General features: G+C 32.9%; 32 protein-coding genes. 10 read left to right on the top strand and 22 right to left on the bottom strand.

Annotated features, from left to right (window positions below):
• Positions 1 to 229: 229 nt before the first annotated feature.
• A complete protein-coding gene (locus tag Q0L29_RS09865; RefSeq protein WP_296621255.1) occupies positions 230 to 1,600 on the bottom strand; it encodes a cystathionine beta-synthase in 1,371 nt (456 codons plus the stop codon).
• 140 nt (positions 1,601 to 1,740) lie between these two features.
• Here Q0L29_RS09865 and Q0L29_RS09870 point away from each other — a divergent pair, with 140 nt between their 5' ends.
• Both Q0L29_RS09870 and Q0L29_RS09875 read left to right on the top strand, forming a co-directional pair.
• Positions 1,741 to 2,043 (top strand): hypothetical protein, encoded by a 303-nt coding sequence (locus Q0L29_RS09870; protein WP_296621257.1) that lies wholly within the window; start codon positions 1,741 to 1,743, stop codon positions 2,041 to 2,043.
• A 57-nt stretch (positions 2,044 to 2,100) separates the two neighbouring features.
• Positions 2,101 to 2,391 (top strand): hypothetical protein, encoded by a 291-nt coding sequence (locus tag Q0L29_RS09875; protein WP_296621259.1) that lies wholly within the window; start codon positions 2,101 to 2,103, stop codon positions 2,389 to 2,391.
• Positions 2,392 to 2,623: 232 nt separating this feature from the next.
• On the opposite strand, the gene Q0L29_RS09880 is transcribed toward Q0L29_RS09875, so the two are convergent.
• Genes Q0L29_RS09880 through Q0L29_RS09890 form a run of 3 tightly spaced genes read right to left on the bottom strand, consistent with a single transcriptional unit; the run spans position 2,624 to position 5,656 of the window.
• Complete coding sequence (locus tag Q0L29_RS09880; RefSeq protein ID WP_296621261.1) at positions 2,624 to 3,553, bottom strand: aspartate carbamoyltransferase catalytic subunit; 930 nt, start codon at positions 3,551 to 3,553, stop codon at positions 2,624 to 2,626.
• Positions 3,550 to 4,098, bottom strand: coding sequence for a bifunctional pyr operon transcriptional regulator/uracil phosphoribosyltransferase PyrR (gene pyrR, locus Q0L29_RS09885; protein ID WP_296621262.1), 549 nt, complete (start codon positions 4,096 to 4,098; stop codon positions 3,550 to 3,552). Before pyrR ends, Q0L29_RS09880 begins: the two co-directional genes overlap by 4 nt.
• Positions 4,099 to 4,129: 31 nt before the next feature.
• Positions 4,130 to 5,656, bottom strand: a complete 1,527-nt coding sequence (locus tag Q0L29_RS09890) for a hypothetical protein (protein WP_296621264.1) — start codon at positions 5,654 to 5,656, stop codon at positions 4,130 to 4,132.
• A 132-nt stretch (positions 5,657 to 5,788) separates the two neighbouring features.
• Here Q0L29_RS09890 and polX point away from each other — a divergent pair, with 132 nt between their 5' ends.
• On the top strand, positions 5,789 to 7,501 hold the full coding sequence (gene polX, locus Q0L29_RS09895) for a DNA polymerase/3'-5' exonuclease PolX (protein WP_296621265.1): 1,713 nt from the start codon (positions 5,789 to 5,791) through the stop codon (positions 7,499 to 7,501).
• A gap of 3 nt (positions 7,502 to 7,504) precedes the next feature.
• The gene (locus tag Q0L29_RS09900) at positions 7,505 to 8,524 is read left to right on the top strand and encodes a glycosyltransferase family 9 protein (RefSeq protein WP_296621266.1); all 1,020 of its coding nucleotides are present in this window, start codon (positions 7,505 to 7,507) and stop codon (positions 8,522 to 8,524) included.
• Positions 8,525 to 8,686: 162 nt separating this feature from the next.
• Here the strand turns inward: Q0L29_RS09900 and Q0L29_RS09905 are convergent, their stop codons facing one another.
• Positions 8,687 to 9,034, bottom strand: a complete 348-nt coding sequence (locus tag Q0L29_RS09905) for a YraN family protein (protein ID WP_296621268.1) — start codon at positions 9,032 to 9,034, stop codon at positions 8,687 to 8,689.
• 60 nt (positions 9,035 to 9,094) lie between these two features.
• Between Q0L29_RS09905 and Q0L29_RS09910 the strand changes: the two genes are divergently transcribed.
• From Q0L29_RS09910 to Q0L29_RS09920, 3 genes are read left to right on the top strand one after another with little or no spacing between them, the layout of a single operon-like run.
• Positions 9,095 to 10,090, top strand: coding sequence for a bifunctional phosphoglucose/phosphomannose isomerase (locus Q0L29_RS09910; RefSeq protein ID WP_296621269.1), 996 nt, complete (start codon positions 9,095 to 9,097; stop codon positions 10,088 to 10,090).
• A 2-nt stretch (positions 10,091 to 10,092) separates the two neighbouring features.
• Positions 10,093 to 10,839, top strand: a complete 747-nt coding sequence (gene lipB, locus Q0L29_RS09915) for a lipoyl(octanoyl) transferase LipB (protein WP_296621271.1) — start codon at positions 10,093 to 10,095, stop codon at positions 10,837 to 10,839.
• Complete coding sequence (locus Q0L29_RS09920; RefSeq protein WP_296621273.1) at positions 10,823 to 11,224, top strand: hypothetical protein; 402 nt, start codon at positions 10,823 to 10,825, stop codon at positions 11,222 to 11,224. The genes lipB and Q0L29_RS09920 overlap by 17 nt, the downstream gene beginning before the upstream one ends.
• Before the next feature lie 20 nt (positions 11,225 to 11,244).
• Here Q0L29_RS09920 and Q0L29_RS09925 read toward each other — a convergent pair whose 3' ends face one another.
• The 3 genes from Q0L29_RS09925 to Q0L29_RS09935 form a co-directional block, all read right to left on the bottom strand.
• Positions 11,245 to 11,643, bottom strand: a complete 399-nt coding sequence (locus Q0L29_RS09925; RefSeq protein ID WP_296621274.1) for a lipocalin family protein — start codon at positions 11,641 to 11,643, stop codon at positions 11,245 to 11,247.
• A 67-nt stretch (positions 11,644 to 11,710) separates the two neighbouring features.
• The gene (gene msrB, locus Q0L29_RS09930) at positions 11,711 to 12,151 is read right to left on the bottom strand and encodes a peptide-methionine (R)-S-oxide reductase MsrB (RefSeq protein ID WP_296621275.1); all 441 of its coding nucleotides are present in this window, start codon (positions 12,149 to 12,151) and stop codon (positions 11,711 to 11,713) included.
• 149 nt (positions 12,152 to 12,300) lie between these two features.
• Positions 12,301 to 12,492, bottom strand: a complete 192-nt coding sequence (locus Q0L29_RS09935; protein WP_013452942.1) for a cold-shock protein — start codon at positions 12,490 to 12,492, stop codon at positions 12,301 to 12,303.
• A 185-nt stretch (positions 12,493 to 12,677) separates the two neighbouring features.
• Between Q0L29_RS09935 and Q0L29_RS09940 the strand changes: the two genes are divergently transcribed.
• The 3 genes from Q0L29_RS09940 to Q0L29_RS09950 all read left to right on the top strand — a co-directional run bounded on the left by Q0L29_RS09940 (position 12,678) and on the right by Q0L29_RS09950 (position 15,011).
• Positions 12,678 to 13,766 carry an esterase-like activity of phytase family protein gene (locus tag Q0L29_RS09940; RefSeq protein ID WP_296621279.1) on the top strand — a complete coding sequence of 363 codons (1,089 nt, stop codon included), beginning with the start codon at positions 12,678 to 12,680 and terminating at the stop codon, positions 13,764 to 13,766.
• 11 nt (positions 13,767 to 13,777) lie between these two features.
• Positions 13,778 to 14,428, top strand: a complete 651-nt coding sequence (locus Q0L29_RS09945; protein WP_296621281.1) for a hypothetical protein — start codon at positions 13,778 to 13,780, stop codon at positions 14,426 to 14,428.
• 202 nt (positions 14,429 to 14,630) lie between these two features.
• The gene (locus Q0L29_RS09950) at positions 14,631 to 15,011 is read left to right on the top strand and encodes a PH domain-containing protein (RefSeq protein WP_296621285.1); all 381 of its coding nucleotides are present in this window, start codon (positions 14,631 to 14,633) and stop codon (positions 15,009 to 15,011) included.
• A 26-nt stretch (positions 15,012 to 15,037) separates the two neighbouring features.
• Here Q0L29_RS09950 and gldC read toward each other — a convergent pair whose 3' ends face one another.
• The 14 genes from gldC to Q0L29_RS10020 all read right to left on the bottom strand — a co-directional run.
• Positions 15,038 to 15,376: a gliding motility protein GldC gene (gene gldC / locus Q0L29_RS09955; RefSeq protein WP_296621287.1), complete on the bottom strand. Its 339-nt coding sequence runs from the start codon at positions 15,374 to 15,376 to the stop codon at positions 15,038 to 15,040.
• A 35-nt stretch (positions 15,377 to 15,411) separates the two neighbouring features.
• Positions 15,412 to 16,227 (bottom strand): M48 family metalloprotease, encoded by an 816-nt coding sequence (locus Q0L29_RS09960; protein ID WP_296621289.1) that lies wholly within the window; start codon positions 16,225 to 16,227, stop codon positions 15,412 to 15,414.
• Between the two features lie 2 nt (positions 16,228 to 16,229).
• Positions 16,230 to 16,892 (bottom strand): 3-oxoacid CoA-transferase subunit B, encoded by a 663-nt coding sequence (locus Q0L29_RS09965; RefSeq protein ID WP_296621291.1) that lies wholly within the window; start codon positions 16,890 to 16,892, stop codon positions 16,230 to 16,232.
• Positions 16,893 to 16,895: 3 nt separating this feature from the next.
• Positions 16,896 to 17,591 (bottom strand): CoA transferase subunit A, encoded by a 696-nt coding sequence (locus tag Q0L29_RS09970; protein ID WP_296621293.1) that lies wholly within the window; start codon positions 17,589 to 17,591, stop codon positions 16,896 to 16,898.
• 65 nt (positions 17,592 to 17,656) lie between these two features.
• Positions 17,657 to 18,592, bottom strand: a complete 936-nt coding sequence (locus tag Q0L29_RS09975) for a bifunctional riboflavin kinase/FAD synthetase (RefSeq protein WP_296621295.1) — start codon at positions 18,590 to 18,592, stop codon at positions 17,657 to 17,659.
• Entirely contained in the window at positions 18,579 to 19,274 is a 696-nt protein-coding gene (gene truB / locus Q0L29_RS09980; protein WP_296621297.1) for a tRNA pseudouridine(55) synthase TruB, read from the bottom strand. The genes Q0L29_RS09975 and truB overlap by 14 nt, the downstream gene beginning before the upstream one ends.
• The gene (locus tag Q0L29_RS09985) at positions 19,271 to 20,068 is read right to left on the bottom strand and encodes an undecaprenyl-diphosphate phosphatase (RefSeq protein WP_296621299.1); all 798 of its coding nucleotides are present in this window, start codon (positions 20,066 to 20,068) and stop codon (positions 19,271 to 19,273) included. The genes truB and Q0L29_RS09985 overlap by 4 nt, the downstream gene beginning before the upstream one ends.
• A gap of 2 nt (positions 20,069 to 20,070) precedes the next feature.
• Positions 20,071 to 20,280, bottom strand: a complete 210-nt coding sequence (locus Q0L29_RS09990; RefSeq protein ID WP_296621301.1) for a DUF3098 domain-containing protein — start codon at positions 20,278 to 20,280, stop codon at positions 20,071 to 20,073.
• 101 nt (positions 20,281 to 20,381) lie between these two features.
• A complete protein-coding gene (locus Q0L29_RS09995) occupies positions 20,382 to 21,278 on the bottom strand; it encodes an ABC transporter permease (RefSeq protein ID WP_296621302.1) in 897 nt (298 codons plus the stop codon).
• Positions 21,279 to 21,399: 121 nt separating this feature from the next.
• Entirely contained in the window at positions 21,400 to 22,290 is an 891-nt protein-coding gene (locus tag Q0L29_RS10000) for a hypothetical protein (RefSeq protein ID WP_296621304.1), read from the bottom strand.
• Between the two features lie 2 nt (positions 22,291 to 22,292).
• On the bottom strand, positions 22,293 to 22,841 hold the full coding sequence (locus Q0L29_RS10005; RefSeq protein ID WP_296621306.1) for a sigma-70 family RNA polymerase sigma factor: 549 nt from the start codon (positions 22,839 to 22,841) through the stop codon (positions 22,293 to 22,295).
• A 143-nt stretch (positions 22,842 to 22,984) separates the two neighbouring features.
• Positions 22,985 to 23,632 carry a ligase-associated DNA damage response endonuclease PdeM gene (pdeM, locus tag Q0L29_RS10010; protein ID WP_296621308.1) on the bottom strand — a complete coding sequence of 216 codons (648 nt, stop codon included), beginning with the start codon at positions 23,630 to 23,632 and terminating at the stop codon, positions 22,985 to 22,987.
• Positions 23,633 to 23,636: 4 nt separating this feature from the next.
• A complete protein-coding gene (locus tag Q0L29_RS10015) occupies positions 23,637 to 24,068 on the bottom strand; it encodes a DUF2147 domain-containing protein (RefSeq protein ID WP_296621309.1) in 432 nt (143 codons plus the stop codon).
• Between the two features lie 542 nt (positions 24,069 to 24,610).
• Positions 24,611 to 24,857: PAS domain-containing protein (locus tag Q0L29_RS10020; protein WP_296621311.1), on the bottom strand; the 247-nt coding region annotated here is incomplete at its 5' end.

Genomic DNA, 24,857 nt, shown 5'->3' on the forward strand with positions numbered 1-24,857 from the left:
TTAATGTGCCGACTTTTTAAAAGTCTGACATAAGCACAAAAATTGAGTCGGTCTGACGCTTACATAATTAAATCTTTGATAGTATCTTCTGCCGACTGCTGAAAAAGTACTATTTTAAACAAGATTAAGCAAGCGTCTGACCGGTATTCTATTGTGCTGCCATTAGCGATTAGACGGTGGGAAACCGTCTAACCGCTCCTTAAAATCTGACAGATTTAGGATTTCTCGATTAATCAGCAAATGCCATTAACAAATCTTGTTTAGTGATAATATGTGCTTCATTTTTATCATCTAATACCATTAATGCTTTATCCCCATGATTCATCATAGAAGAAATAGTATCAACTGTGGTATTCAAAGCAATAAATTTGAATGGGTCATCCATAATCTCTGATATTGGCTTAGATTTTAGTTCAGGATTCTCCACTAACTTATTCAATAATTTAGTATCAGAAATACTTCCAACAAATTCACCTGATTTGGTTACCGGTAATTGAGAAATTGATAATTCATCTAATAACTTCACAACCTCTCCAATCTTTTGATCGCTGTCAATGCTGATCAATTTATAACTACTGCTTCTTTTCTTAACAATATTTTTAGCAGTTGCGTAATCGGTGTTTTCGATGAATCCATGGTCTTTCATCCAATCATCATTGTAGATTTTACCTAAATAACGAGTTCCGTGGTCAGGTAGAATAATCACCATTACATCATCTTCCTTTAGGTGTTCTTCGGCATATTCCAGTGCTCCATGAACAGCAGAACCACAAGACCATCCGCAGAATAAGCCTTCTTCTCTAGCTAATCTTCTAGTCATGATGGCACCATCTTTATCAGTTACTTTCACAAAGTGATCAATCATGGCGAAATCAACATTCTTAGGTAAAATGTCTTCTCCGATTCCTTCGGTTAGATAAGGATAGATTTCCTTCTCGTCAAATTTACCAGTCTCTTTATATTTCTTGAAGACAGAACCATAAGAATCAATTCCTACACTTACTATTTTATGGTTTTGTTCTTTCAAATATCTTGAAGTACCGCACATAGAACCACCGGTTCCAACTCCCGCAGCCCAATGCGTTATTTTTCCTTCTGTTTGCTCCCAAATTTCAGGTCCAGTCGTTTCATAATGTGCCCTTGAGTTAGACATATTATCATATTGATTAGGATAGATAGAGTTAGGAGTTTCTTCATGTATCTTTTTAGCTACCGAATAATAGGAGCGAGGGTCGTCTGGACTAACATTCGTAGGACAAACAATTACTTCTGCACCCATGGCACGAAGAATATCCATTTTTTCCTTTGATTGTTTATCCGCTAAGGTGAATACACACTTATATCCCTTTGAAATAGCAGCTAAAGCAAGCCCCATTCCTGTATTTCCAGACGTTCCTTCAATTATGGTTCCGCCTGGCTTAAGCTTGCCTTCTTTTTCAGCATCTTCAACCATTTTGATCGCCATTCGATCTTTCATGGAGTTTCCGGGATTGAAATATTCAACTTTTACCAGTATAGTGCCTGGTATTCCTTTGTTGACTTTGTTTAATTTTACCAAAGGTGTATTTCCAATGGTCTCTATAATAGAGTTGTAGTACATTTTTTATCAGTTTGCTTTCTGCAAAGTTAGTTATTTATAATCATCATTGAAATGTGACGTATGTAATATTCAGATTCTTTTAAGAAGAACACTATGAGTATGAGTGGCGTTCTTTGTATTGTAATTAATATAAGAATGCTATGCAAAACCTTATTCCACAAATCGCATTAAAAGTAAACGAATTATCTGATTACGGTTATAATAATAATTTTCAATTTGAAAATGGAGAGTTGGTATTGAGAAGAGAAGAGGAAGATCATCAAATTGAAAAACATTATGTTGCTGAGCAAATATCAGTAGAAGCGGAGTATTTATACGAAGATAAAGGATCTGCGGTAATTACTTTCATGACTAATGATGGTGAATTAGGATATGCTATTGACACCATAGATGCAAGAGGCCAATTCCCATTGATTAATTATTTTGAGGCTATTGAAGATTAATTTAGATCAACAATCTAAAATTATATCCGTTGATGATTATAAACAAAAAAGAAGTTTATGGATTCAATGAACACAGTAGCAGAAAAGATTGAGGATTTAAAAAAAGAAGGTTTTACCGATAACTTTTTCTTTGAAGATGGAAAGTTACAGACTGAAAATGATTCTTTTGAAAAAGAAGATATAACCGAAATAAAAGAATATAGATTTGAAGGAAAATCTAATCCTGACGATTTATCGATATTATACCAAATCACAACTAAATCAGGTAAAAAAGGAACTATAGCTGATGGATTTGGCCCTAGTGCCAATCAGGAGTTAACAGAATTTATATTACAGGCAGAATCTTAACCTTCAATATTCATGTGGAGGTTATGGGAAATGATAATAGTCAATTTAAAGTAACTGATTACCAAGTAATTATCCGAAGGTTAACCCCGATAATTTATAAAATCTAATAATCCAAATTTAGGTATTTTTAAAATTCATGGTTTAATGTGAATTTAAAAATGTAATTATATAGTAGCTTGGTTTTTATAATTTGTCTGTCCTTCAGACGAAAAATTCATATGAATTTTTTGGGTTAATTCTGCCTTTTTTGTGCCAATAAGTATAGAACAGCCATTCTTATTGCTACTCCATTTTCCACTTGATTTAGTATGATGGATTGTTTGGAGTCAGCCACATCACTACTAATCTCTACTCCTCTATTAATTGGTCCGGGGTGCATCACAATAATTTCTTTCCCTAAGCTATCCAATAACTTTTTATTGACCCCATAATAAAGTGAATATTCTCGTAATGAAGGAAAATATTTCAGTTGTTGTCTTTCGAGCTGGATCCTTAGGATATTGGCAACATCACACCATTCTAAAGCCTCTCTTACATCCCAGCTTATTTGAACACCTAATTCTGATATATATTTTGGAAGAAGGGTAGCCGGTCCGCAAACCATGACTTCTGCACCTAGCTTTTTTAGTGCGTAAATATTTGATAATGCGACTCTTGAGTGTAAGATGTCTCCAATGATGGCAACCTTTTTTCCTTTTAGCTCTTGTATTTTCTCCCTTATGGAATAAGTGTCCAATAAAGCTTGAGTTGGGTGCTCATGAGTTCCATCTCCTGCATTCACAATATTAGCATCAATATGCCTTGATAAAAAATGAGCAGCTCCAGGGCTTGAGTGTCTCATCACTACCATATCAACTTTCATTGATAAAATATTATTGACAGTATCTAAGAGTGTTTCTCCTTTTTTAACAGAACTATTTGAGGAAGAAAAATTAATTACATCAGCTGACAATCTTTTTTCCGCTAATTCAAATGATAATTTTGTTCTGGTAGAATTTTCAAAAAATATGTTAGCAATGGTAATATCTCTGAGTGAGGGGACTTTTTTAATGGGTCTATTGATAACTTCTTTGAAATGGTCGGCAGTTTGAAAAATCAATTGAATATCATCTGCTGTTAAGTCTTTGATACCCAATAAATGATTTACACTTAAATTTGTCATTTTTCTTCGTTTGTCACTAACCAGATTTTATCATTTTCTGCACCTTGGTCTGTCCATTCTACTAATACCCGCTGAGTTTTAATAGTATTTACTCTTATACCCACATAATCAGGTTGAATAGGTAAATCTCTTGTGTATTTTCTATCGATAAAAGTCAAAAGTTCCACTAGTCTGGGTCTCCCAAATGCAATCATTGCATCTAATGCAGCCCTTACAGTTCTACCCGTAAAAAGCACATCATCAATCAAAATGACCTTTTTATCTTCAATTATAAATGGAATTTTTGTTGCATTTGCTTTAAGAGGAGTATCTCTTCTTCTAAAATCATCGCGATAGAAGGTGGTATCTAGTAATCCTAAAGGAAGCTCTTTATTTAATCGCTCATTCAATCTGTTTTGAATTCTCTTTGCTAAGAAAACTCCTCTAGGCTGAAGCCCAATTAAAACAGTATCTTGAAAGTCTTTGTGGTTTTCAATCAATTCTTCCACTAACCTATTAATGGTAATCTGCAAAAGGTCGGTATCTAAAATCAGACGTTTTTCCATGGCGCTGGGGCAAAGATAGTAAACTGCAGATTTATTCGACCACGATTTTATTGATAAAAAATACTTTTCTGTTCAGTTTTATATTTTCATCCTTCAAATTTTTCACTTTGTTCACCCCATAGGCGTAAAAATTGTTTCCATACCAGTGTTCTAAGCCTTCCAATTCCTCATCGTTACTTTTCATTTCATCGTTTTCATACATTAATTTCAAATCTTCAGTATATTTTCCCTCTACAATTTCATTATTTTTTATCACTTTTATTTTTAACTGCTGATCGTACAGATAAAGCATAACGATTTCATTTTTTAAGAAGGCTAATTGAACATGTTCTTCTAACTGGAAACTTTTAAGATCATTTATCTCGAAACTGTTATCCCATAATAGCTTTCCATTATCATCAAAAGCCATAATAACTGCATGAGTGTATTCATATCCATCAAAAACTTGCCCAGAACCCCTGTATGAAAATGGATCATAACTATAGGGTGAAATAAAATTACCAGAAGAACGATTGGAATAAGTAGGGTAATAGGCTTCACCTATTAATATATTTTCATTATTCTGCTTAATAATATCTTGAACAAATAAGCGGTAACTAAATCGTAATTTCCGGCCTTTAATTTTTTTTCTGGCAATCTTTTTAAGAATTCTTTCTTTTCTTCTTTCCCGCATGTAATTAAAGAAATTTTCTAATTCAGCGTAGTTATAATAATTGATTTGATTTTCATTTAACTTATTGAAATCTGCTACATAAATCCCTCTAGATGTTTCAGTTCTTTTATTAACAGAATAAGTGCCTGCCAATAAGTTTCCACCTTCACTGCTATTAACGACCCTGCCATCAGTAAGGCTTAAATCACCCTTAGCTAAAAGTTCATTCGTAAAAATCCTTTCTCCCATGGTATTAAAAGCTCGCACTGTAATCCCAAATCTTCTATTAGGCATTTTGTCAGAAGTTATTATTCTGACCAAATCATCATTAGTATCAGTCACAATTTGTAATAAACTGCTTTTATCATTATAAAATCCGGGCAAAACAACGCCTCTTTCAGCATTGAAATTATACATCATCACAACTGTTCTCATATTAACATTCCCGCCAAAGACTACAGCATCATTTTTGGCTTCAAATTCAGTTAATTTGATAGGGACTAAATTTTCGTATAAATAAGATTGAAAGGTGTCGCCATTAATAGAGAAAGTAAGAAATAAAAGATCCTTTGCGAAATCAATACCTTCTTGAAAAAGCATAACGAATTGACTATTGTCATAGCTATACCCTCTAAAAGAGAATTTTTTATCGATTATGACTTCTCTTCTGTTGATTTCATTTAAACTCGTGTCTAACCTAATAATTTCCCATAGGAATTCATTATGATCTGATTTTTTTTCCAATTCTTTAAATAAAAACAAACCATTTTCCTGCGCAGAAACTACATAATATTCATCATATAAATTTTCAATCTCAATTTCATACCTTAAGGGTTGTGAAATTTGAGCTTGTAAAGAGAAGCTTATTACAAATAAAATGAGGTTTAGTAAAAATTTAATTTTCATATAAAAAAATCTTGATTGTTAAATCAGCATTAATAACATATTTAGGACTCTTTTGTTAAACACAAAAAATTACAGAAACTATCCATTATCCTTCTCAATATATCCTTTAATTTTACAAAAAATCAATAAGCTTTGGAAAATAAACAAATTATAAAAATTTTAAAGAATACAGCCAAGCTCATGGAGCTTCATGGCGAAAATGATTTTAAAATAAAAAGTTATCAGTCTGCAGTGAACAGTCTTGAACGATACCATAAAAGTTTGGCTGTGATGGATACCGATGAGTTGCAAAAGATTGAAGGAGTTGGAAAAAGCTTGGCTCAGTCAATTTATCAAATAAATGAGCAAGGGTCCTTTGAACTTTTTGATGATTTAAGTGACAAAACACCCGAAGGGATTTTGGAAATGATGCAATTGAGTGGTTTTGGTCCTAAAAAAATTAAACTCATTTGGGAAAAATTAGAAATTGATAATCTTGAAGATTTATTAATTGCCTGTCAGGAAAATAAAATTGCAGCTTTAAAAGGGTTTGGAGACAAAACTCAGATTAAATTGCAGGAAGCTGTGGAATTTAAATTGAGCTGGAGAGGATATATTCATTTTAGGGAAGCTACCCAATTAGCTGAAAAAGTTATGCAGGATTTAAGCTCCTTAGAGGGAGTGAATAAAGTTTCAGTAACCTCGGACACCAGAAGAAAAATGGAAGTTATTAAGCCTTTAGAAATTCTAGTGGCTACCGACAATAAGGCTAAAATCATTCAATACGTATCAAAAAATGAAGATTATGTGCTGGATAAGAAAAATTCTGGCCCATTAAGCTTGAAGTTTACTTATAAACCTTTGAAGGCAGAGGTTAATCTGATTTTCACTAACAAAGAGCAGTTTATTAATGATTTATTTAAAACAACTGCTCACCCTAAGCATTTAAATGCAGAATTGAAAAAGGGTGAATCTTTCAGTCATATTTTAAAAGATAAACATTTTAGTACGGAGGAGGAGATCTATGAAGCAGCAGGCTTTCCTTTTATTGAGCCTGAACTACGAGAAGGATTATGGGAATTGGAATGGGTAAAGGATAATAAAATTCCTGAATTAGTAGAAATGAGTGATTTGAAAGGAATTTTACATAATCATAGCACCTATAGCGATGGTAAAAATTCTTTGGAGGAAATGGCTCAATACTGTAAAGACCTGGGTTATGAATATTTAGGAATAAGTGATCACAGTAAAACAGCTTCTTATGCCAATGGTCTGCAAGAGTTCAGGGTTAAAAAACAACATGAGGAAATTGATAAGCTGAATGAAAAATTAGCCCCCTTTAAGATTTTTAAGGGTATTGAATCTGATATTTTGAATGATGGTTCGCTTGATTATGCTAAGGATGTGCTGGAAACCTTTGATTTTGTGGTGGCATCTATACATTCTCCATTAAGCATGGATGAAAAAACGGCTACTAATCGATTATTGAATGCTATAGCAAATCCATTTACCACTATTCTAGGACATCCAACAGGGAGATTATTGTTACAAAGAAAGGGTTACCCCATCAATCATAAAATGGTAATTGATGCTTGCGCTGAGTATGGAGTAGTAATTGAAATTAATGCCCACCCTTGGCGATTAGATTTAGATTGGAGATATGTACGATATGCTTTGGATAAAGGAGTTCAGATTTCAATTAATCCTGATGCCCATGAAACAATTGGCTATCACGATATGTATTATGGACTCTGTGTAGGTAGAAAGGCAGGCCTAACCGCTGGTGAAACTTTCAATGCCAAAAGTTTAGAAAAATTATCACAATATTTTAAGGACCGTAAAAAGTCAGCACTTTCAAAAACATAAAATTTGAAAAAAGTTAAAAAAGTTCTTATCCTAAGGTTTTCCTCTATTGGAGATATCGTTTTGACAACCCCTGTTATTAGGGCTATCAAATTACAGCTATCGGACGTTGAGGTTCATTATGCCACTAAAAAAGGTTATGTCAATATATTAGAAAACAATCCTTATGTGGATAAAGTACACCAATTAGAAGATAATTTGAGTGATTTAGTGACTGCTTTGAAAGTCGAAAAATTTGATTACATAGTTGATCTTCATAATAATTTGAGGACTAAAATCATCAAATTAAGATTGAATTTGCCTTCAAAATCTTTCGATAAATTGAATTGGGAAAAGTGGCTGATGGTGAATATGAAGGTCAATAAATTACCTAATCAGCATATAGTAGATCGATATATGGAAGGAGCCTCAGAATTGGGGGTAAAAAAGGATCAATTCGGATTGGACTATTTTATTCCTGAAAAGGATGAGGTAGAAAAAGAATGGTTGCCAGAAACACATCAAAAGGAATATGTAGCTTATGTTATAGGCGCACAACACAACACTAAAAAGCTTCCGTTTAACCGAATGGTTGAATTGTGTGATAAAATCAATAAACCGATCATTTTGTTAGGTGGTCCTGATGATGCGGAAATGGGAGAGAAGGTGGAAAAGTTTTTTGAGCAAACTGAAAATTCCTCAGCTTACGAGGAAAAGCTAACTGAAATGGGGAAGAAGGCAAAAATTTTCAATGCATGTGGGAAATTTAACCTAAACCAATCTGCATCGCTTGTGAAAAATGCCACCTATGTTTTTACACATGACACCGGATTGATGCATATCGCAGCAGCTTTTAGGAAGAATATTTTTTGCATTTGGGGCAATACTATTCCTATGTTTGGCATGTATCCTTATAAAACTAAGTTCACGATTTTAGAAAATACAAAAGTGAATTGCAGGCCGTGTTCAAAAATAGGATTTCAAAAATGTCCTAAAGGTCATTTTAATTGTATGAATAAAATAATATTTGATTTTTGGTTGCCTTAATTTACGTATTTAAGTGTTGAGGTGAATAGGTGTATAGGTTGGCAAGTATTCAAGTTAGTACAGTTGTAAAAAGGAGGGGTGGGCGTAGGAAGCGCCATTGGTATCCAGAAGGGGATAGTGTGAGTTAACTGTTTTGTTTTAAAATTGCCTAATAGGCTCTATTTAATAAAAGGCATCTTCAATGTGAAGATACTCATCCGGCTCATTTAAATTGATGCTAAGAACATCAAATCGGATGTCTTTTTGCCAGTTAATAGCATAAATATAATTTTCAGCAGCTTCCATCAGTTTATTGATTTTAGTCTGATTCACTCTTTCTTCAGGGTAGCCATGATTAAAAGAATGTAAAGCTTTAACCTCAACAAAGATTAATACGTTGTGATGTAAAGTAATGATATCAATTTCAGATCTTTTGAACCGATAATTCCGTTCCAAAATCTCATAGCCTTTAGATTCTAAAATTTTTTTGGCAAAATCTTCTCCTTTGTCACCTATTTTTTTTGTATTCACGCTAATGGTATCATTCTGATATTATATTTGTAAATTTAAAAAACGAACTAAAAACTTACTGTGTTAAATTTAATAAAAACTTTTCCGGATCAACTGAAAGAAGCTTTGGAATTAACAAAACAAATCAACTCTTCGGATATTTCAAAGGATGAAATTCAGCACATAGCAATCAGCGGAATGGGAGGCTCAGGAATTGGTGCCCATCTCGTTAAAAGTATCGTTGAAGAGCATTGCAAAGTACCTATCACTTTACTTCAAGGTTATGTGTTGCCGAAATGGGTAAATAATCATACTTTATTTATCGTTTGTTCTTATAGTGGAAATACTGAAGAAACGCTCACCTTATTAAAATCAGCGGAAAAAGAGACTCATCATATATTTTCTGTTACAACAGGTGGGGAACTGAAAGAAATATCAGATAATAAGAAGTATCCTCAATACAATTTTTCAGGAGAAGCGGGTTGTCCTCGGGCAGGTCTTGCATATCCTTCTGTGGCTATTTTAATGTTATTGCATGAATTAGGTTATTGCCCTGGCTTGGATATCGCAGGAGAATTAAGGTCTTGTATAGCTCTTTTGGAAAAAGAACAAGATGATATTCAAAAGCAGGCAAAAAGTATTGCAGAAAACATTCATGAGTATTTTACTTTATTATATGCGGATCAAAAATTTTATCCAGCTGTTTTAAGGATTCAGCAACAATTAGCAGAAAACAGTAAGCAATTGTCTCATGCTCATGTTTTTCCTGAATTAAATCATAATGAATTGGTGGGTTGGGTGTTTCCTAAAGAGCATGTGAAAAAGTCTAAAGCTATTCTATTAAGATCTGATTTTGATCATAATCAAAATCAAAAAAGAATGGATATTAGTAAATCAATTATCGAAGAAAAAGCAGAGGTAATTGAACTTAATGGAAAGGGAGAGAGCTTTATACAGCAATTATATTATTTTATTCATTTGATAGATTGGATTAGCTTTTATTTGGCAGAGGAAAACCAAATTGATCCATTTCCTGTTAAAAGTATAGATTTTTTAAAGAATAAATTAGCAGAATAAAAGTGAATTTTAAGTTGAATAAAGACACTCAATTCCTCTCTTTAGGGATGATGGATTATAAGAAAGCCTGGGATTATCAGGAAGAATTATTTTTGAAAACCATCGAAATTAAAACAGCTAATAGAAAAATTGAGGATAAGGATCATCAAATCACACCTAATTATCTGATTTTCCTGGAGCACCCGCATGTTTATACATTAGGGAAAAGCGGATCTGAAGAGAATTTATTGCTTGATGATGATGAACTGAAAGAAAAGCAGGCGACTTATTATAAAATCAATAGAGGAGGAGATATTACTTATCACGGTCCTGGACAAATAGTGGGCTACCCAATAATAGATTTGGATAATTTCTTCACTGATATTCATAAGTATTTGAGATTATTAGAGGAAGCTGTCATTCTTACTTTAAAAGAATATGGGATAGAATCGGGAAGGATAAAAGGATTGACGGGTGTATGGATAGATTATGAAGAAGGGGCTAAAAATCCAAGAAAAATATGTGCGCTTGGCGTGAAATCCAGTAGATGGGTGACTATGCACGGGTTTGCTTTTAATGTGAATACAGACCTTAATTATTTTAAAAATATCATTCCATGTGGCATAGATGATAAAGCGGTGACTTCTATGGAGGCAGAGTTGGGAGAAAAGCAAGATATGAGGGAAGTCAGCAATAAATTAAAAGGATATATTGCAGAATTGTTTGAAATGAAATTACTAGAAGAAAAGAAGTATGAAAAAGGATATTGATTTTCCCCCTGTAACAGGAGTAGAATTAGTAGTTACTCAATCTGAAAAAGAAGGAGAAGCACAATGGGATGTTTATTTGATCAATAAAAATTTAATTGAGCTGGAAACCGTTATGATTACTTCTAAAGGATATGGAGAAATTGAGGGTAAAGAAAAAGAAACTTCTGTTTTAAGGCATATGATTGAAAAAGTGGAAGAGCAAAGTTATGCTAGAATTGAGCCCATTCAGCCAGATTTATTTCGGCTCAATAATGAATATTGGGTGAGTTATTTTATTCTCAATCAGGTATTTGATAAGAGATTTGTATTTGTTCCCGATTCTATTCAAAAGGAAAATCTTCAATATATCCCTGAATTAGATTTAATGGGAGTCAGACATGCTTAAAATTGAAATTTATAAATAAATTATTCTTTTATTAAAATCAGGGTCTGAACGTTCCCCTTTCCATCAGTAGATTTCCATTTTTGAAAATCATTTCTGCTTTCAATTATAATCCAAGATTTAGCTAACTCACTTTCACCATCTGTTTTGATGGTTATATTTTGATCATTTAAATTATATGTAAAATCTGCTTTTTCTGTCCTCTCATTCCCTAAAATTCTGTACGATAGATCATTAGAACCCACCCCATCTTTATTAAGTTGGATGGTACCAATATTTTTCGCGTTAGCACTACTTCCATCTCCCGATTCTTCGGAATAGGATTCAATTTGCCAAGTGCCAATAATTTTTCTTTCTAATGTACATGACAGAACAAATATAAGTGAAGAGCATAATAAGGTGAAGGTAAAAATTGATTTCATATTTTTGATCTTAATGTTTACAATAAAAATACGTAATAATTTGGTATATATAACTTGTCAAGATTGCTTATTTTATTAATTTAATCGAGGCAGAATTAATACAATATCTCAAACCGGTCGGTTCAGGTCCATCTGGGAAAACATGTCCAAGATGCGCATCACAAATATTACAGAGAACTTCTACTCTGACCATGCCAAAGCTTTCATCTTTCTCATATTTTATAACATTGTTTTCAAAAGGCTCCGTGAAACTTGGCCATCCTGAACTAGACGTAAATTTTAAAGTTGAATCAAATAATGTAGTGCCACAACATCTGCAAGCATATTGACCTGCTTCATGGGCTTCGCAATATTCTCCTGAAAATGCTCTTTCAGTTCCTTTTTTTCTAGTGACCTGATACTCTTCTGGATTTAAAATAGCTTTCCACTCATCATCAGTTTTGTCTACTCTTTTTGGTGGTTCAGGACTTCCATTATTAGCAAACTTGATTACTTCGTTCCAATTCATAAATCCTATGTTAGTACATTTACTTTAACTGAAAAATTTGATCTAAGTTTAGATGAATTGAAATTTTTAATAATTAGACAAAAAAAAAGGTTTCCCAAATCTGAGAAACCTTAATTCAATTAAATGATCTTAAAATGTATATTTATCAATTAAGCTAATTTCACATTCACTGCATTTAAACCTTTTTTTCCGTCTTGAAGTTCATAAACAACTTCATCATTTTCTCTAATGTCGTCAATTAGACCTGATACATGTACGAAATAATCTTGTTGAGTGCTTTCGTCAATAATAAATCCAAATCCTTTTGAATCATTAAAGAATTTTACTGTTCCTTTATTCATTATAATAATTTTAATTTTTACAAAGTTACTGCTTTTATTTCCAATTACTATGCTTTGCAAATTAAATTTTGCTATCGTTTCGAGTTAAATATGTGGAATTAATTAAAAAGTGTATTTAAAAAGCCTTAAAGCAGTAAAATTCTATTATTTTTACCTAAATATTTTTTTAAGTGCGATTCAACTTTATGTTAAAAATCTTCTTTAATTGTTTATTATCAATAGTGATTTTAAGTTCTTGTTCGAATTCTACTACCAAACAATCCAATTCTAATCACTCAATACAGTATATTGATAAAATAGCAATCAAAAAGGATCAACTTATTGATAGCACAATCATAGGAGGTTTTTCCTCTATTGATTATTTAGGTGACAATCAATATGTGGTGATTTCAGATGACCGTTCTGAGCATTCACCAGCTAGAATGTATGAGCTACAAATCAATTTTGATAGTACAGGTATTCTTAATTATGATTTTAATAAAACTATTTTCTTGAAAAATATGGCAGGAGATTTTTTTCAGAAAAATGAATTAGATCCCGAGTCTATTCGCTTCAGAGCTTCTACCGATACCTATTTCTACACCAGTGAAGGCGGTAGAACAGAAGAATGGATCAATCCTTTTGTTTGGGAGATGAATAGAGACGGAGATTTTCTTTCAGAGGTTAAAGTTCCGAATATTTTCTTTTTTAATGGTGATAAAGGTATCAGAGAAAATGGAGGTTTTGAAAGTTTAACTTTTGAAAATGACACTATTATTTGGTATGCCAACGAATTGCCACTAAAAGAAGATGGAGAAGTGCCTGGTTTTGAAGAAGGACAATTTCCGATTCGGCTGGTTCGACAAGACATTAAAAATAATCTTGTTCTCAACCAATATGCCTATAATATCAGTTTTTTGAGTGAAAGACCTGATCCCGAAGATGAATTTTATATTAATTCTGTACCTGAAATACTTTTTATAGATGAAAATAAGCTGTGGGTGATGGAAAGGTCTTACGCTAAAGGAGTAGGGAATTTTATAAAAGTTTTTGAAATTGAGACTGCAGATGCAACAGATGTGAAAGATATAAATGCTTTAAATGGAATTAACTATATGGCCGCCTCTAAAAAGTTAATTCTCGATTTCTCAGATTTTAATCAAAAATTAGATAATATTGAAGGCATAACCTTCGGGCCTGATTTCCCGGATGGAAGCAAAAGTTTATTGTTCGTGTCAGATGATAATTTTAGTACAGAGCAGGAGACGCAATTGTGGTTGTTTAAAGTTGAATAATTTATAAAGAAATGAAAATAATTAATTTCAAAATTCTATTACTTCTGTCAAGTTTGAGTTTGTATGCTAATTCACTATCTGCCCAAGAAATTGCAATAACAGAAAGAGGAGATAGTGTCGTTTTATTACCAAATGGAACATGGGATTATTTTGAGAACTATGTGGAGCCCGAAGAAATTGAAATTGGTAGAAATGATTCCAAATTTTTAAAACCGAAAAATTCAAGCCAAATGCTTAAAGGGCTAAATAATGCTTACCAATTATGGTATAACCCCAGTACCTGGAAGCGTGTTCCTGCAGCAGATTTAAATCCTGATGCTGATCTAGCATTGAAAATGAAAAGGGGAGATGTTTATGCTATGGTAATATATGAGGAATTAGAAATTGAAGTAGAGAAATTGATGGAAATATCCTTTCAAAATGCTAATTCAATGTCTCCTGATTTTAAAATTGTAAGTAGTGAATACAGGTTTGTAAATGATAAGGAGTTAATTTTTATGCAGATGGAAGGCACTGTTCAAAGTATGAAAATAAGTTATATTTCTTATTATGCTTCAGGTAAAAATGGCTCTTTTCAATTTCATATTTATACGGGGCAAAAATTAGTCGATAAGTATAAAGAGGAAATATTTAATTTATTAAACGGCCTAATTATAAAATAATAAAGGTAATTCTACCTTATTGAGAATTGACTAATTATGATTTATAGTAACATTTTCTAAATAATATCACCTTTTTTAATAGAATCCGTTACCAAACTAATAACTTCTATACGGAGTCTAGGCGAGTGCAAAGCAACGGAGAAACCTTTAATTATCACCAGTTGAAATTTGAAATTGGTGTCTTATTTTAAATCTTAATGATATGAACTTCTTTTCCAATTTATTAAATAATTCAGGCATCTTAGAGAATTCTAATATTGCTGATGAGTATGAACGTTTACTGTTACAAGATGAGCAAATTGAAGTAGGCTTCAAGCTCAACGAGGATACCTTTATTTTTACTAATATGCGGATGGTATTGGTAGATTTAAAAAAAGGAGATGACATTGGAATTGAGTACTTAAGCTTACCTTACTCAAGAATATCCAACTTTTGTGTACAAACTAAAAAGTCATTTAATTCCAAAGCAACTTTAAAAATTTGGCTTAATGGACAAAATGAGCCTCAACTTGAAAAGGAGTTCAGTAAATCGGTAGATGTTTATGAAGTTCAGAAGATTTTGGCAGGTCATGTATTAAGATAAAAAAGGTGACCATGGCCACCTTTTATTTATTTTTGTTCTCTCATCTCTTTTTCAAGATGCTTTACTAGTTTTTCGCAGAGCATATTCATTTCTTCCGCCATGAACTCATCTCCGGTAGAGTTTAAGACACTTTGTGCCATTCCACCAAGGCAATCTATGTAAAATCGTTTCATTTCATCTACAGGCATTTCATTTGTCCATAAGTCAATTCTCATGGAATTTTTCTGTACATGATCCCAAAGTGAAATACTGATGCTTTTGGTTTCTGTTAATTCTTCACCAGCATCGGTAGCGCTCCAATGGATTTTTTCGGGTACGTTATCTTTATCTAAGTCTATTTCGAAATTGATGTTCGATTTTTTCATTCTTCCTAATTCAATCTATTTATTAATTATCTATATTATTGAGGTAACATGTTTTTAAAATCCTCATAAGTTGCAGGCGCAAGAGGGGTAGTATCACAACCTATCTCGTCTGCTTTTGTGTTGATGTCTTCCACTCTATCTTCCGGATCAGGATGAGTACTTAAGAACTCAGGTGTTCCCCCAGCTTTTCCTTCATCCAATAATTTTTGGAAAAATGAATAAGCACCATTGCAAGCATAAGGTGTATTGGCTAAATACTCAACTGACCTGGCATCTGCTTCTTCTTCAAATTTTCTTGAAAAACTCAATCCAGCTGCGGTACCTGCAATTTGCCCAGCAATTTTTTCAAGTTGGCTTGGATTTTCACCGCTAATTAATTCTAAAAGTAATGAGATAGCATATAGTTGTTGCAGGTTTTGACTCGTATGTCTTAAATCTGAATGAGCTACTTCATGCCCCAATACACCCATTAAATCATCTTCCTGGTCCAAAAATTTGATTAAACCGGTATAAACATATAAATAACCACCAGGTGTCGCAAAAGCATTTAATACGGAATCATTAGCGATGATATGAATATCCCATACGAATTCTTCTTTGTATTGCACCTCTCCAGAAGACAAAATGTAGTCCAAAAGGTTATTTAAATAGGCATAAGCATTTGAATATTCTGTTTCATCTAAAATCGGAAATTGATCAGGATCATTTTCAATTTCTTCTGCTACCTGTGCTCCTAATTCGACATCTTGTTCAACGGAAAACAATATGAAATTTTCATTTTTGTCTTTGCAAGAATTGAAAATTAACAATCCACTTACTAATAGTAAGTTCAATATTTTAAATCTTCTCATGATTAATCAATTTTCATTTCAGGAATATCACCTTCTACTATCAATTTCCCTTCAGTAGCTTCTTTAATCTCTTCAACTGTCACGCCAGGGGCTCTTTCTAATAATTTAAATCCGCCACCTTCTTGTACTTCTAAAACGGCTAAATTAGTGATGATTTTTCTTACACATTTCAAACCAGTAATAGGTAAACTACATTCTTTCAAAAGTTTGGATTCACCGCTTCTGCTGGTGTGTTGCATGGCCACAATTATATTTTTAGCAGAAGCAACCAAATCCATTGCACCTCCCATACCTTTCACCATTTTGCCTGGAATTTTCCAATTAGAGATATCACCATTTTCAGAAACTTCCATGGCACCCAAAATGGTTAAATCTACATGACCGCCTCTAATCATGGCAAAACTTTCAGATGAGTCAAATAGAACCGAACCATCTCGCATAGTGATGGTTTGCTTTCCTGCATTTATTAAGTCAGCATCTACTTCCTCTTCTGTAGGGAATTGCCCGATTCCTAAAAGTCCGTTTTCAGATTGTAATACAACATCTAAGGCATCTGGTATATAATTCGCAACTAGGGTAGGGATACCAATACCTAAATTGATATACATTCCATCTTGAACTTCCTGTGCTATTCTTTTTGCTATTCCTATTTTATCAAGTGCCATATCTTAAGATCTTACAGTTCTTTGTTCAATTCTCTTTTCATAATTTTTACCTTCAAAAATACGCTGAACGTAAATTCCAGGAGTATGAATCTCATTTGGATTGAGCTCTCCGGCAGGTACTAATTCTTCAACCTCAGCTATTGTGATTTTACCTGCAGCTGCCATCATAGGATTGAAATTCCTTGCAGTTCCTTTGAAAATCAAATTCCCTGCTGTATCACCTTTCCAGGCCTTTACCAATGCGAAATCTGCAACTAAGCCTTTTTCCAACAAATACATTTTTCCATCAAACTCACGGGTTTCTTTTCCTTCAGCAACTTCAGTTCCAAAACCTGCAGGCGTATAGAATGCAGGTATTCCGGCACCGCCAGCTCTTACTCTTTCTGCTAATGTTCCCTGTGGAATAAGCTCTACATCCAATTCTCCAGACAAAAGTTGCCTTTCAAACTCAGCATTTTCACCTACATAAGAGGAGATCATTTTTTTAACCTGATGAGTTTTAAGTAATAAGCCTATACCAAAATCATCTACTCCGGCATTGTTAGAAATGCAGGTAAGACCTTTTACTTTAGTTTCTAAAAGTGCTTGAATGCTGTTTTCTGGTATTCCGCATAATCCAAAGCCTCCCAACATTAAAACCGCATTTTCCGGTATGTCTTTAACTGCTTCGCTTGCATTTTTTACTACTTTATTAATCATATTTTTATGTTTAATACTAAACTGATTAAATGTAATCTTACTCTAAGTTAACTATTTTAATGAGTTCAATGACGTTGATTAAGGATTTGCATCGCTTTTTCCTTATCATTCTCAAGCTGATTGCTTAATTCTTCTTTTGAATTAAACTTTATTTCATCTCTTAATCTTTTGATAAAGCTTATTTTAATTTTTTCTCCGTAAATAGTTTCATTGAAATCAAATATATTGGCTTCAATTCTTTTTGATTTACCGTCAACAGTCGGTCTGTAGCCGATATTGAGCATGCCTTTATATTGTTTTCCTTTTACTTCTGTTATTACTGCATAGGCTCCATCAGCGGGTACTAATTTGTAAGATTCTTCCACTTTAATATTAGCAGTGGCGAAACCTAGAGTTTTCCCTATTTTATCTCCACTTACCACTTCGCCATTGATTTCATAAAATCTACCTAAGAAATCATGCGCTAATTCTACTTCACCTGCTTCTACAGCATTTCTAATTTTGGTAGAACTGATTCCAACATCATCAATAGTTTGCTTTGGAATTTCTTCAACCTCAAAACCATATCTATCTGAATGATTTTTCAGATGCTCAAAACTGCCTTCTCTGTCTTTTCCAAAGCGGTGATCATACCCAATCACTAATCTTTTGGTATGCAAGGCTGAAATGATTATTCGTTGAATAAACTGCTCAGAAGTCCACTGAGAAAACTCTTTAGTGAAATTGACTCTAACGATATGATCCAGCCCTAATTGGTCCAAAATTTCCGCTTTTTCATCAAAAGTAGTGAGTAGTTTTAAATTATCTTGATTTTTACCCAAAACATATCGAGGATGAGGCCAGAAGGTAACCAATGCAGTTTCACCATTTACTGATTTAGCTAATTCTATAATACGGCTAATTATTTCCTGATGCCCAAGGTGAATCCCATCGAAGGTTCCGATGGTTACCACTGCATTTTTGATGCCTTCTAAATTTTCATATCCGTCATGGATGATCATTTGTGTTGACTTTATTATTATTCACAAATTCATTTAAGTTTTCAGCATCTTCAACGGAAAAATCACCAATTTTTGTTCTTCTTAATGCTGATAAATAGGCACCTACACCTAATTTCTCTCCAAAATCATGAGCTAAACTCCTTATATAAGTTCCTTTAGAGCATCGAACTCGAAACGAGACCTTATTTTCCTGAAAATCAGTAATTTCAAATTCATTGATAGTCACGACTCTTGATTTTAATTTAACTTCCTTTCCTTCTCTGGCTAAAGTATAGGCTCTTTTTCCACCGCTTTTAACTGCTGAGAAAATAGGAGGGGTTTGTTCTATTTCTCCAACGAAATATTGGGTAGTTGTTTTCAAATCATCAATCTTAATATTATTTGCGTCCTTTTGGAATTCAGGTTCGGTTTCTAAATCGTAGGAAGGAGTGGTGTAACCTAGAGTGAATTCTCCTGTATATTCTTTTTCCTGTGCCTGATATTTATCAATAGACTTCGTCATTTTTCCAGTGCACAGAATCAACAAACCCGTAGCTAAAGGATCTAAAGTACCGGCATGACCGATTTTTTTAACCTTTAAAGCAAATTTCAATTTTTTTACTACATCAAAAGAAGTCCAATTAAGTGGCTTATCAATCAATAAGACCTTTCCCTCATTATAATCATTAACTGTTTCACTCATATTAATTGGCTTATGATAGCGATACTTCCCACTATAGCGCAATAGATGGCGAAATAAACTAGTTTTCCTTCTTTTACAATTTTAACCATAGCCTTGCAAGCAAATAATCCTGCAATAAAAGCCATAAGGAAACCCATAAAAAGTACAAAACTACCCGTTTGATTTGCTACAGCAGGTTCCTCTAAATAATCTAAAACTTTTAAAAGGGATGCACCCAAAATTGGAATTAACACCATAAGGAATGAAAATCTGGCTGCTTTTTCTTTATTAACTCCAATTAGTAATGCGGTTGCAATTGTTGCCCCTGAACGAGATATCCCTGGAAGTATAGCAATTGATTGGGCAATACCAATTATGATAGCATGCCAATATTTCACTGGACCACCCTGTTTATCTTTGACAGTTTGAGTGAATGCAAGCAAAATAGCAGTTACCAACAACATACAACCAACTAATAATAGATTTCCTGTAAAGAAGCTTTCTACTTCTTTTTCGAAGAAAACTCCGACTATCGCGATCGGAATCATAGAAAGAATTATTTTTGCAGCAAACTCGTAGGATTCATTCCATTTAAAAATGAAAATCCCTTTGAAAATATTTACTATATCTTTTCTGAAAACAATAATAGTAGATAGGGCAGTGGCAGCATGTACCAAAACTGAAAACAGTAAACTTTCAGAAGTATGAGCATTTAATAAAACTGCACCAATTTCAAGATGCCCGCTACTACTAACGGGTAAAAACTCTGTTAATCCTTGAATTATTCCAAGGATAATAGCTTCCAGTAATCCCATTTTTATTGCTTAGGTTTCTTTAGAATAGCAAATATTTCAATGATGAAACCTATAAAGACTATAATAGGTCCAAGAGTTAATCCCAAAAACCCAAAGCCATATTGCTCGGAATCTAAAGTCATAATGATAAACCCAATGATAAGAGTTAAAATACCAGCAATCATTAATACGTAATTGCTTTTACCGAACGCTAATTTCTTTTTTTCTGACATAAAGAGTATTTATATGGTTCAAATATTTAATTAAAAAATATTGTCATTTTATTCTGATTATCAGGCAATTAATTTTGTTGTAATTCCCTAATTGGTTCCATTTAATATAGTTCATCTAAAGACATTGCCATATATTTTTGTATGGCTCTGTAAGTACTAAAACTTGCAATCAAAACACCTGATATTACAAGACCACCAAAAATAACCAATAACATTTCCTGGTTTTGTAATTCAGCAAGGCCTTCTAATTTTTGACTACCGTATGTTAATAAACCAAAAAGCAAGCCTCCCGCAATAAGTGCAGAAATAATACCATGCAATATAGAACGGTAAATAAATGGTTTTCTGATAAATCCTTTCGTAGCACCTACCAATTGCATACTTCTTATTAAAAATCTTTGAGAGAAAAGAGCTAATTTAATGGTATTATTAATAAGAATACCGATTACAATAAAGAGTAAAACGGATATGCTCAACAAAACTATGCTAATTTTAGTAATGTTTTCATTGATGCTTTGCACCATATTGTTGGTGTATATTACCTCAAATACACCGTTAAGGCTCTCAATGTCTTTTTGTACTTCTTCCATTTTTTGAGAAGAATGATATTCAGGTGAAATTTTTACTATGTATGCATCCTTCAATGGATTATCACCTAAAAACTGCATAAAATCTTCTCCTGTTTCCTCTATGAATTTCTCAGCTGCTTCCTTCTTAGAAATAAATCTTATAGCTTCTATATTTTCTTCATTTAATAAATAATCTTTAGAAGCTAAAGATTTGCTTACCCGTAATTGCTGTGGTTCAGAAAGATTTGATTTAAGATAAACCTGCATTTCAACATTCTGCTGAATGACTTTAGTCAAAGAGGTAGTGGTAGTAATTAATAGAGCAAATAAACCTAATATAAATAGTGCTAATGTCATGCTTAAAATGACACTAATGAAGGGATAATGCCCTAATTTCTTTTTCTTTCGATATTTTTTCTCTTTGCTCATATTTGAAAGCTCAAAAATAAGAATTTATTTATGCTTAGCTTAGTTAAATTTATAAAAAACCAAAAAAAAGGCTTTCCATTTTCATGAAAAGCCCTTCTAAAAAATCTTTTAGAACTTTATTTTAATCTTCTACTATAAGCTGAATTTCCATTTTCAATATTTCATCTTGAAGTTTTCTTAATTCAGTTATTTCTGTAGTATTATCTTTAATGATGTAAACATCCTCATTATGACTTAAGAATAATTGTTTTTTGCCTTTATCGTTTAATTCAATAATTTGATAAGGCATTTCATTAAAGTCACCATATAGATACAATTTTGAATTATAGTAACGATAATGGAAGCTATCTTTATCATCTAAAGCATCTAGGAATTCGATTTCCGTTTTATCAGCTCTATTGTGGGCTATTTCTCGGCTTGCTATATTTTCTAATTCCTCATCATTACTTTGATTTGTGAAGAGCTTATCATCTTCATAGGAAATTAAAGCTTGAGGTTGAACCTTAGCTGTAGCATCTTTTTCTTCTTTCCTTATCTCATTTCTTTCTTTGGGGGCATTAGTTTCTTGAGGAATTATTTCATTTGATTCTTCCTCTTCGATTTTATTTTCTTCTTCAACCAATTGTGGAATATAGGATAATGGAGCATGTTTAAAAGCAAGTTCTTGATTCATTTTAATATCAATAGGCTTGATGCTGTTATCAAATGAAATAAGTGACCAATATAACACACTTCCAAAAAGTGTAACACCTGCAACCGTACCTGCTAGCCATTTAACTCCACTACCTGTTAAAATGCCAGTATTTATTGGAAGATCAATAGAAGCTAATCTTGATTTTAATTCTAATTTTCTAGTATTAGAAATACCCTTTACAATATTTTGCTGTAAATCAAATTCAGCCTTCACTAAGGGATCTGAATTGATTTTTGCCTCAAGCATAGCTTTATCAGCAGGGGAGATATTCCCCTCAAAAAAAGCTTCGATTAAGCGAAAGTAATTTGTTTCACTCATAGTTATTGGTCTAAAAAGTCACTGGCTTGGTATCTTGAACGAATCAAATCATCCAGCCTTTTTTTACATTTATATCTTTTTGTTTTAGCCGTATCGCTATTTGCAAGACCCATTTTTTTGGCTATCTGGTCCATTGAAAGACCGTCAAAATAATGATAACTTAAAATTTGCTTGCACGAATCTCCCAATTCATTAATACAATCATGAATGATTTTCACCATTTCCTGACTTTCTAATTGGTTGTATTCGCTTTCTTCTTTATCACTATCTTCAAATTTCTTTTTTCTCTCTAATTCTTTCCTCCAAAGGTTTTTACAAACACTGAAGAGATAAGTACTGACTTTTGAAGATAATTCGAAGTTAACATCCATTGCTTTTTGCCAAAAAACAATCAAAGCATCTTGAAAAATGTCCAAAGCCTCTTGCTCTGTACCATTATTCCTCAAAATCATTCGCAGCATCATTTTATAGTGTTGCTTATAGAGATAATCTAAAGCAGATTCATCACCTAATTTGATACGTTGTATGACTTGACTGTCTGTTAATTTCATTTGTTAATACTGATAAGTAGGGTTTGGTAACCCTTCGAACGAAAATAATTATAATAATACGTAATTTTTTATAAATATTCGAATGTAAAAGCCTTGAATTTCTTACAAGCTAGGTTTAGTGTAATGAATTTAAATTTATTTTTCTATCCGATTTTTTTGACAGAATCGTTCAAAACAATAAAAGTACTACTGTCTTTTTTTGGTTTTATTTTAGCCAATCCTGTAAATCTGCCGAAAGCCGGTAAAATCATTATGTTTTCGTCCATATAAAAACAAGGTAAACTCAGATAAGATCTGCCTTTTCCTTTAATACTAATACCTGGATGTATATGCCCGCAAAGATTTAGTTCATTATCATTCACTTTGACCTTTCTAAGGGGATGATGAGTCAAAATAAATGGATAAAGCTGAAAAGGCTCTTTTTTTATTTTAAGTTGGCTGAGATTATAAATTTTGTCATTTAGAATATCATGGTTCCCTTTAATGAGGATAAATTCAACTGTTGGATGTTGATCTAGGAAGTCATTGAAAATATCCCATTCATGATTTAAATCGCTATGAAATAAATCGCCCAAAAAGAAAATTCTTTTCGGGCGAAATTTTAAAATGATATTTTCAATTCGGTCAATTTCAGCTTTAATGATTGCTGTTGGGACAGCAATGCCTGCTTTTCTGAAATGAGTAGTTTTACCCAAATGTAAATCAGCAATAAAAACAGTTTGCCATTTTGACCAATAAATGATTTTATCTTCTGAAAGCAGTAATTTTTCTCCTGCTAATTTAATTTCCAATTGATTAGTCTACTTTTTTCCAAGTTTGGGTTCTATAGAAAAAGGCAACATAACCTCTAACTTTTAATTCATCCCCTTCTCTCCAGATTACACAGTCATAAGTTTTACCATCCTTAGGATCCATGATTTCGCCATCATCATACTCCTCATCATCTGCATCCCATTCCATTCCACGGATGATTTCCATTCCTATAATTTTTTCATTCTTTCTATCGCCAGGACAAACATCACAAATTGGATCTTGCTCTTCGTCTGGACCTCGGAAAAGCTTGGTTATTTTGCCATATACCTTTCCGTCTTTTTTATAGATCTCTACTATGCTCTTTTCTTTACCGGTTTCATCATCTATGGTTTTCCATTTTCCTGTAACGTCCGACTGTGCAAAAGCACCAAAACTGATTCCTATAAATAGTACTAATAAACTTATTTTTTTCATCTGATTTTAAATATAGTTGCTTCCAAATGTAAAATTAAAATCGTTAACTTTCTAATTGTATCTGTATTTTCGGTGCCCTCTCCTCTATGGTTTCGATGCAATTTTTCTATCATCTTTTCTAATATAATCAGATAGACAAGCGGAGAGAGGATAACCGTTTTCTTATACATTAATTTCGGCTTCCTGATTTTTTCTTGATTTCACTCTTCATTCCTTGCAAATAATAGTCCAAAGTCCAATGGTTTCTGCTAAGTCAACTACCACACAGTATGTTTTCTGAGCAAGCCATTCTGGTACTATAGGCCCCCTCATTTTCCCATTTTTTATCATGACCTATTTATGCTACTTTTTAGGTTTCCGATGCGTGAAAAGTGCCAATGTCCATATTTTATCTTGGTCATCAGCTAGCCGGAAATAGTTTTTTAAAGCATTGACCTTTTCATTGGTTTTATTGCTTTGGTCAAGTGACGATATGAGTTTTGCAAATTCTTTCAAGTTGGAAGCTTTAAGAATTTTATAACTGCTTATATTTTAATAAGTTCTTAAAATTTTTCTTTCTTAATGAATATGCAGGCTATTTTCACAGGATTTCCATTTTCATCAGAAACTGGCATGCAGTGCGCAATTACTGGGATTTCCTGTCCTTTCTTGTTCAGTAATTCTGCCGATTTACTGATAGACATTTTATCGATAATTTCGTTCCATGTCTGATTCCAGTCTACGTCTTCCTCATCTAGGAATAATTTTTTTCTATCTAAGCCGATTAAATCATCACTATCCAACCAGTTT

Source organism: Marivirga sp. (assembly GCF_024636815.1).
GTDB lineage: Bacteria > Bacteroidota > Bacteroidia > Cytophagales > Cyclobacteriaceae > Marivirga.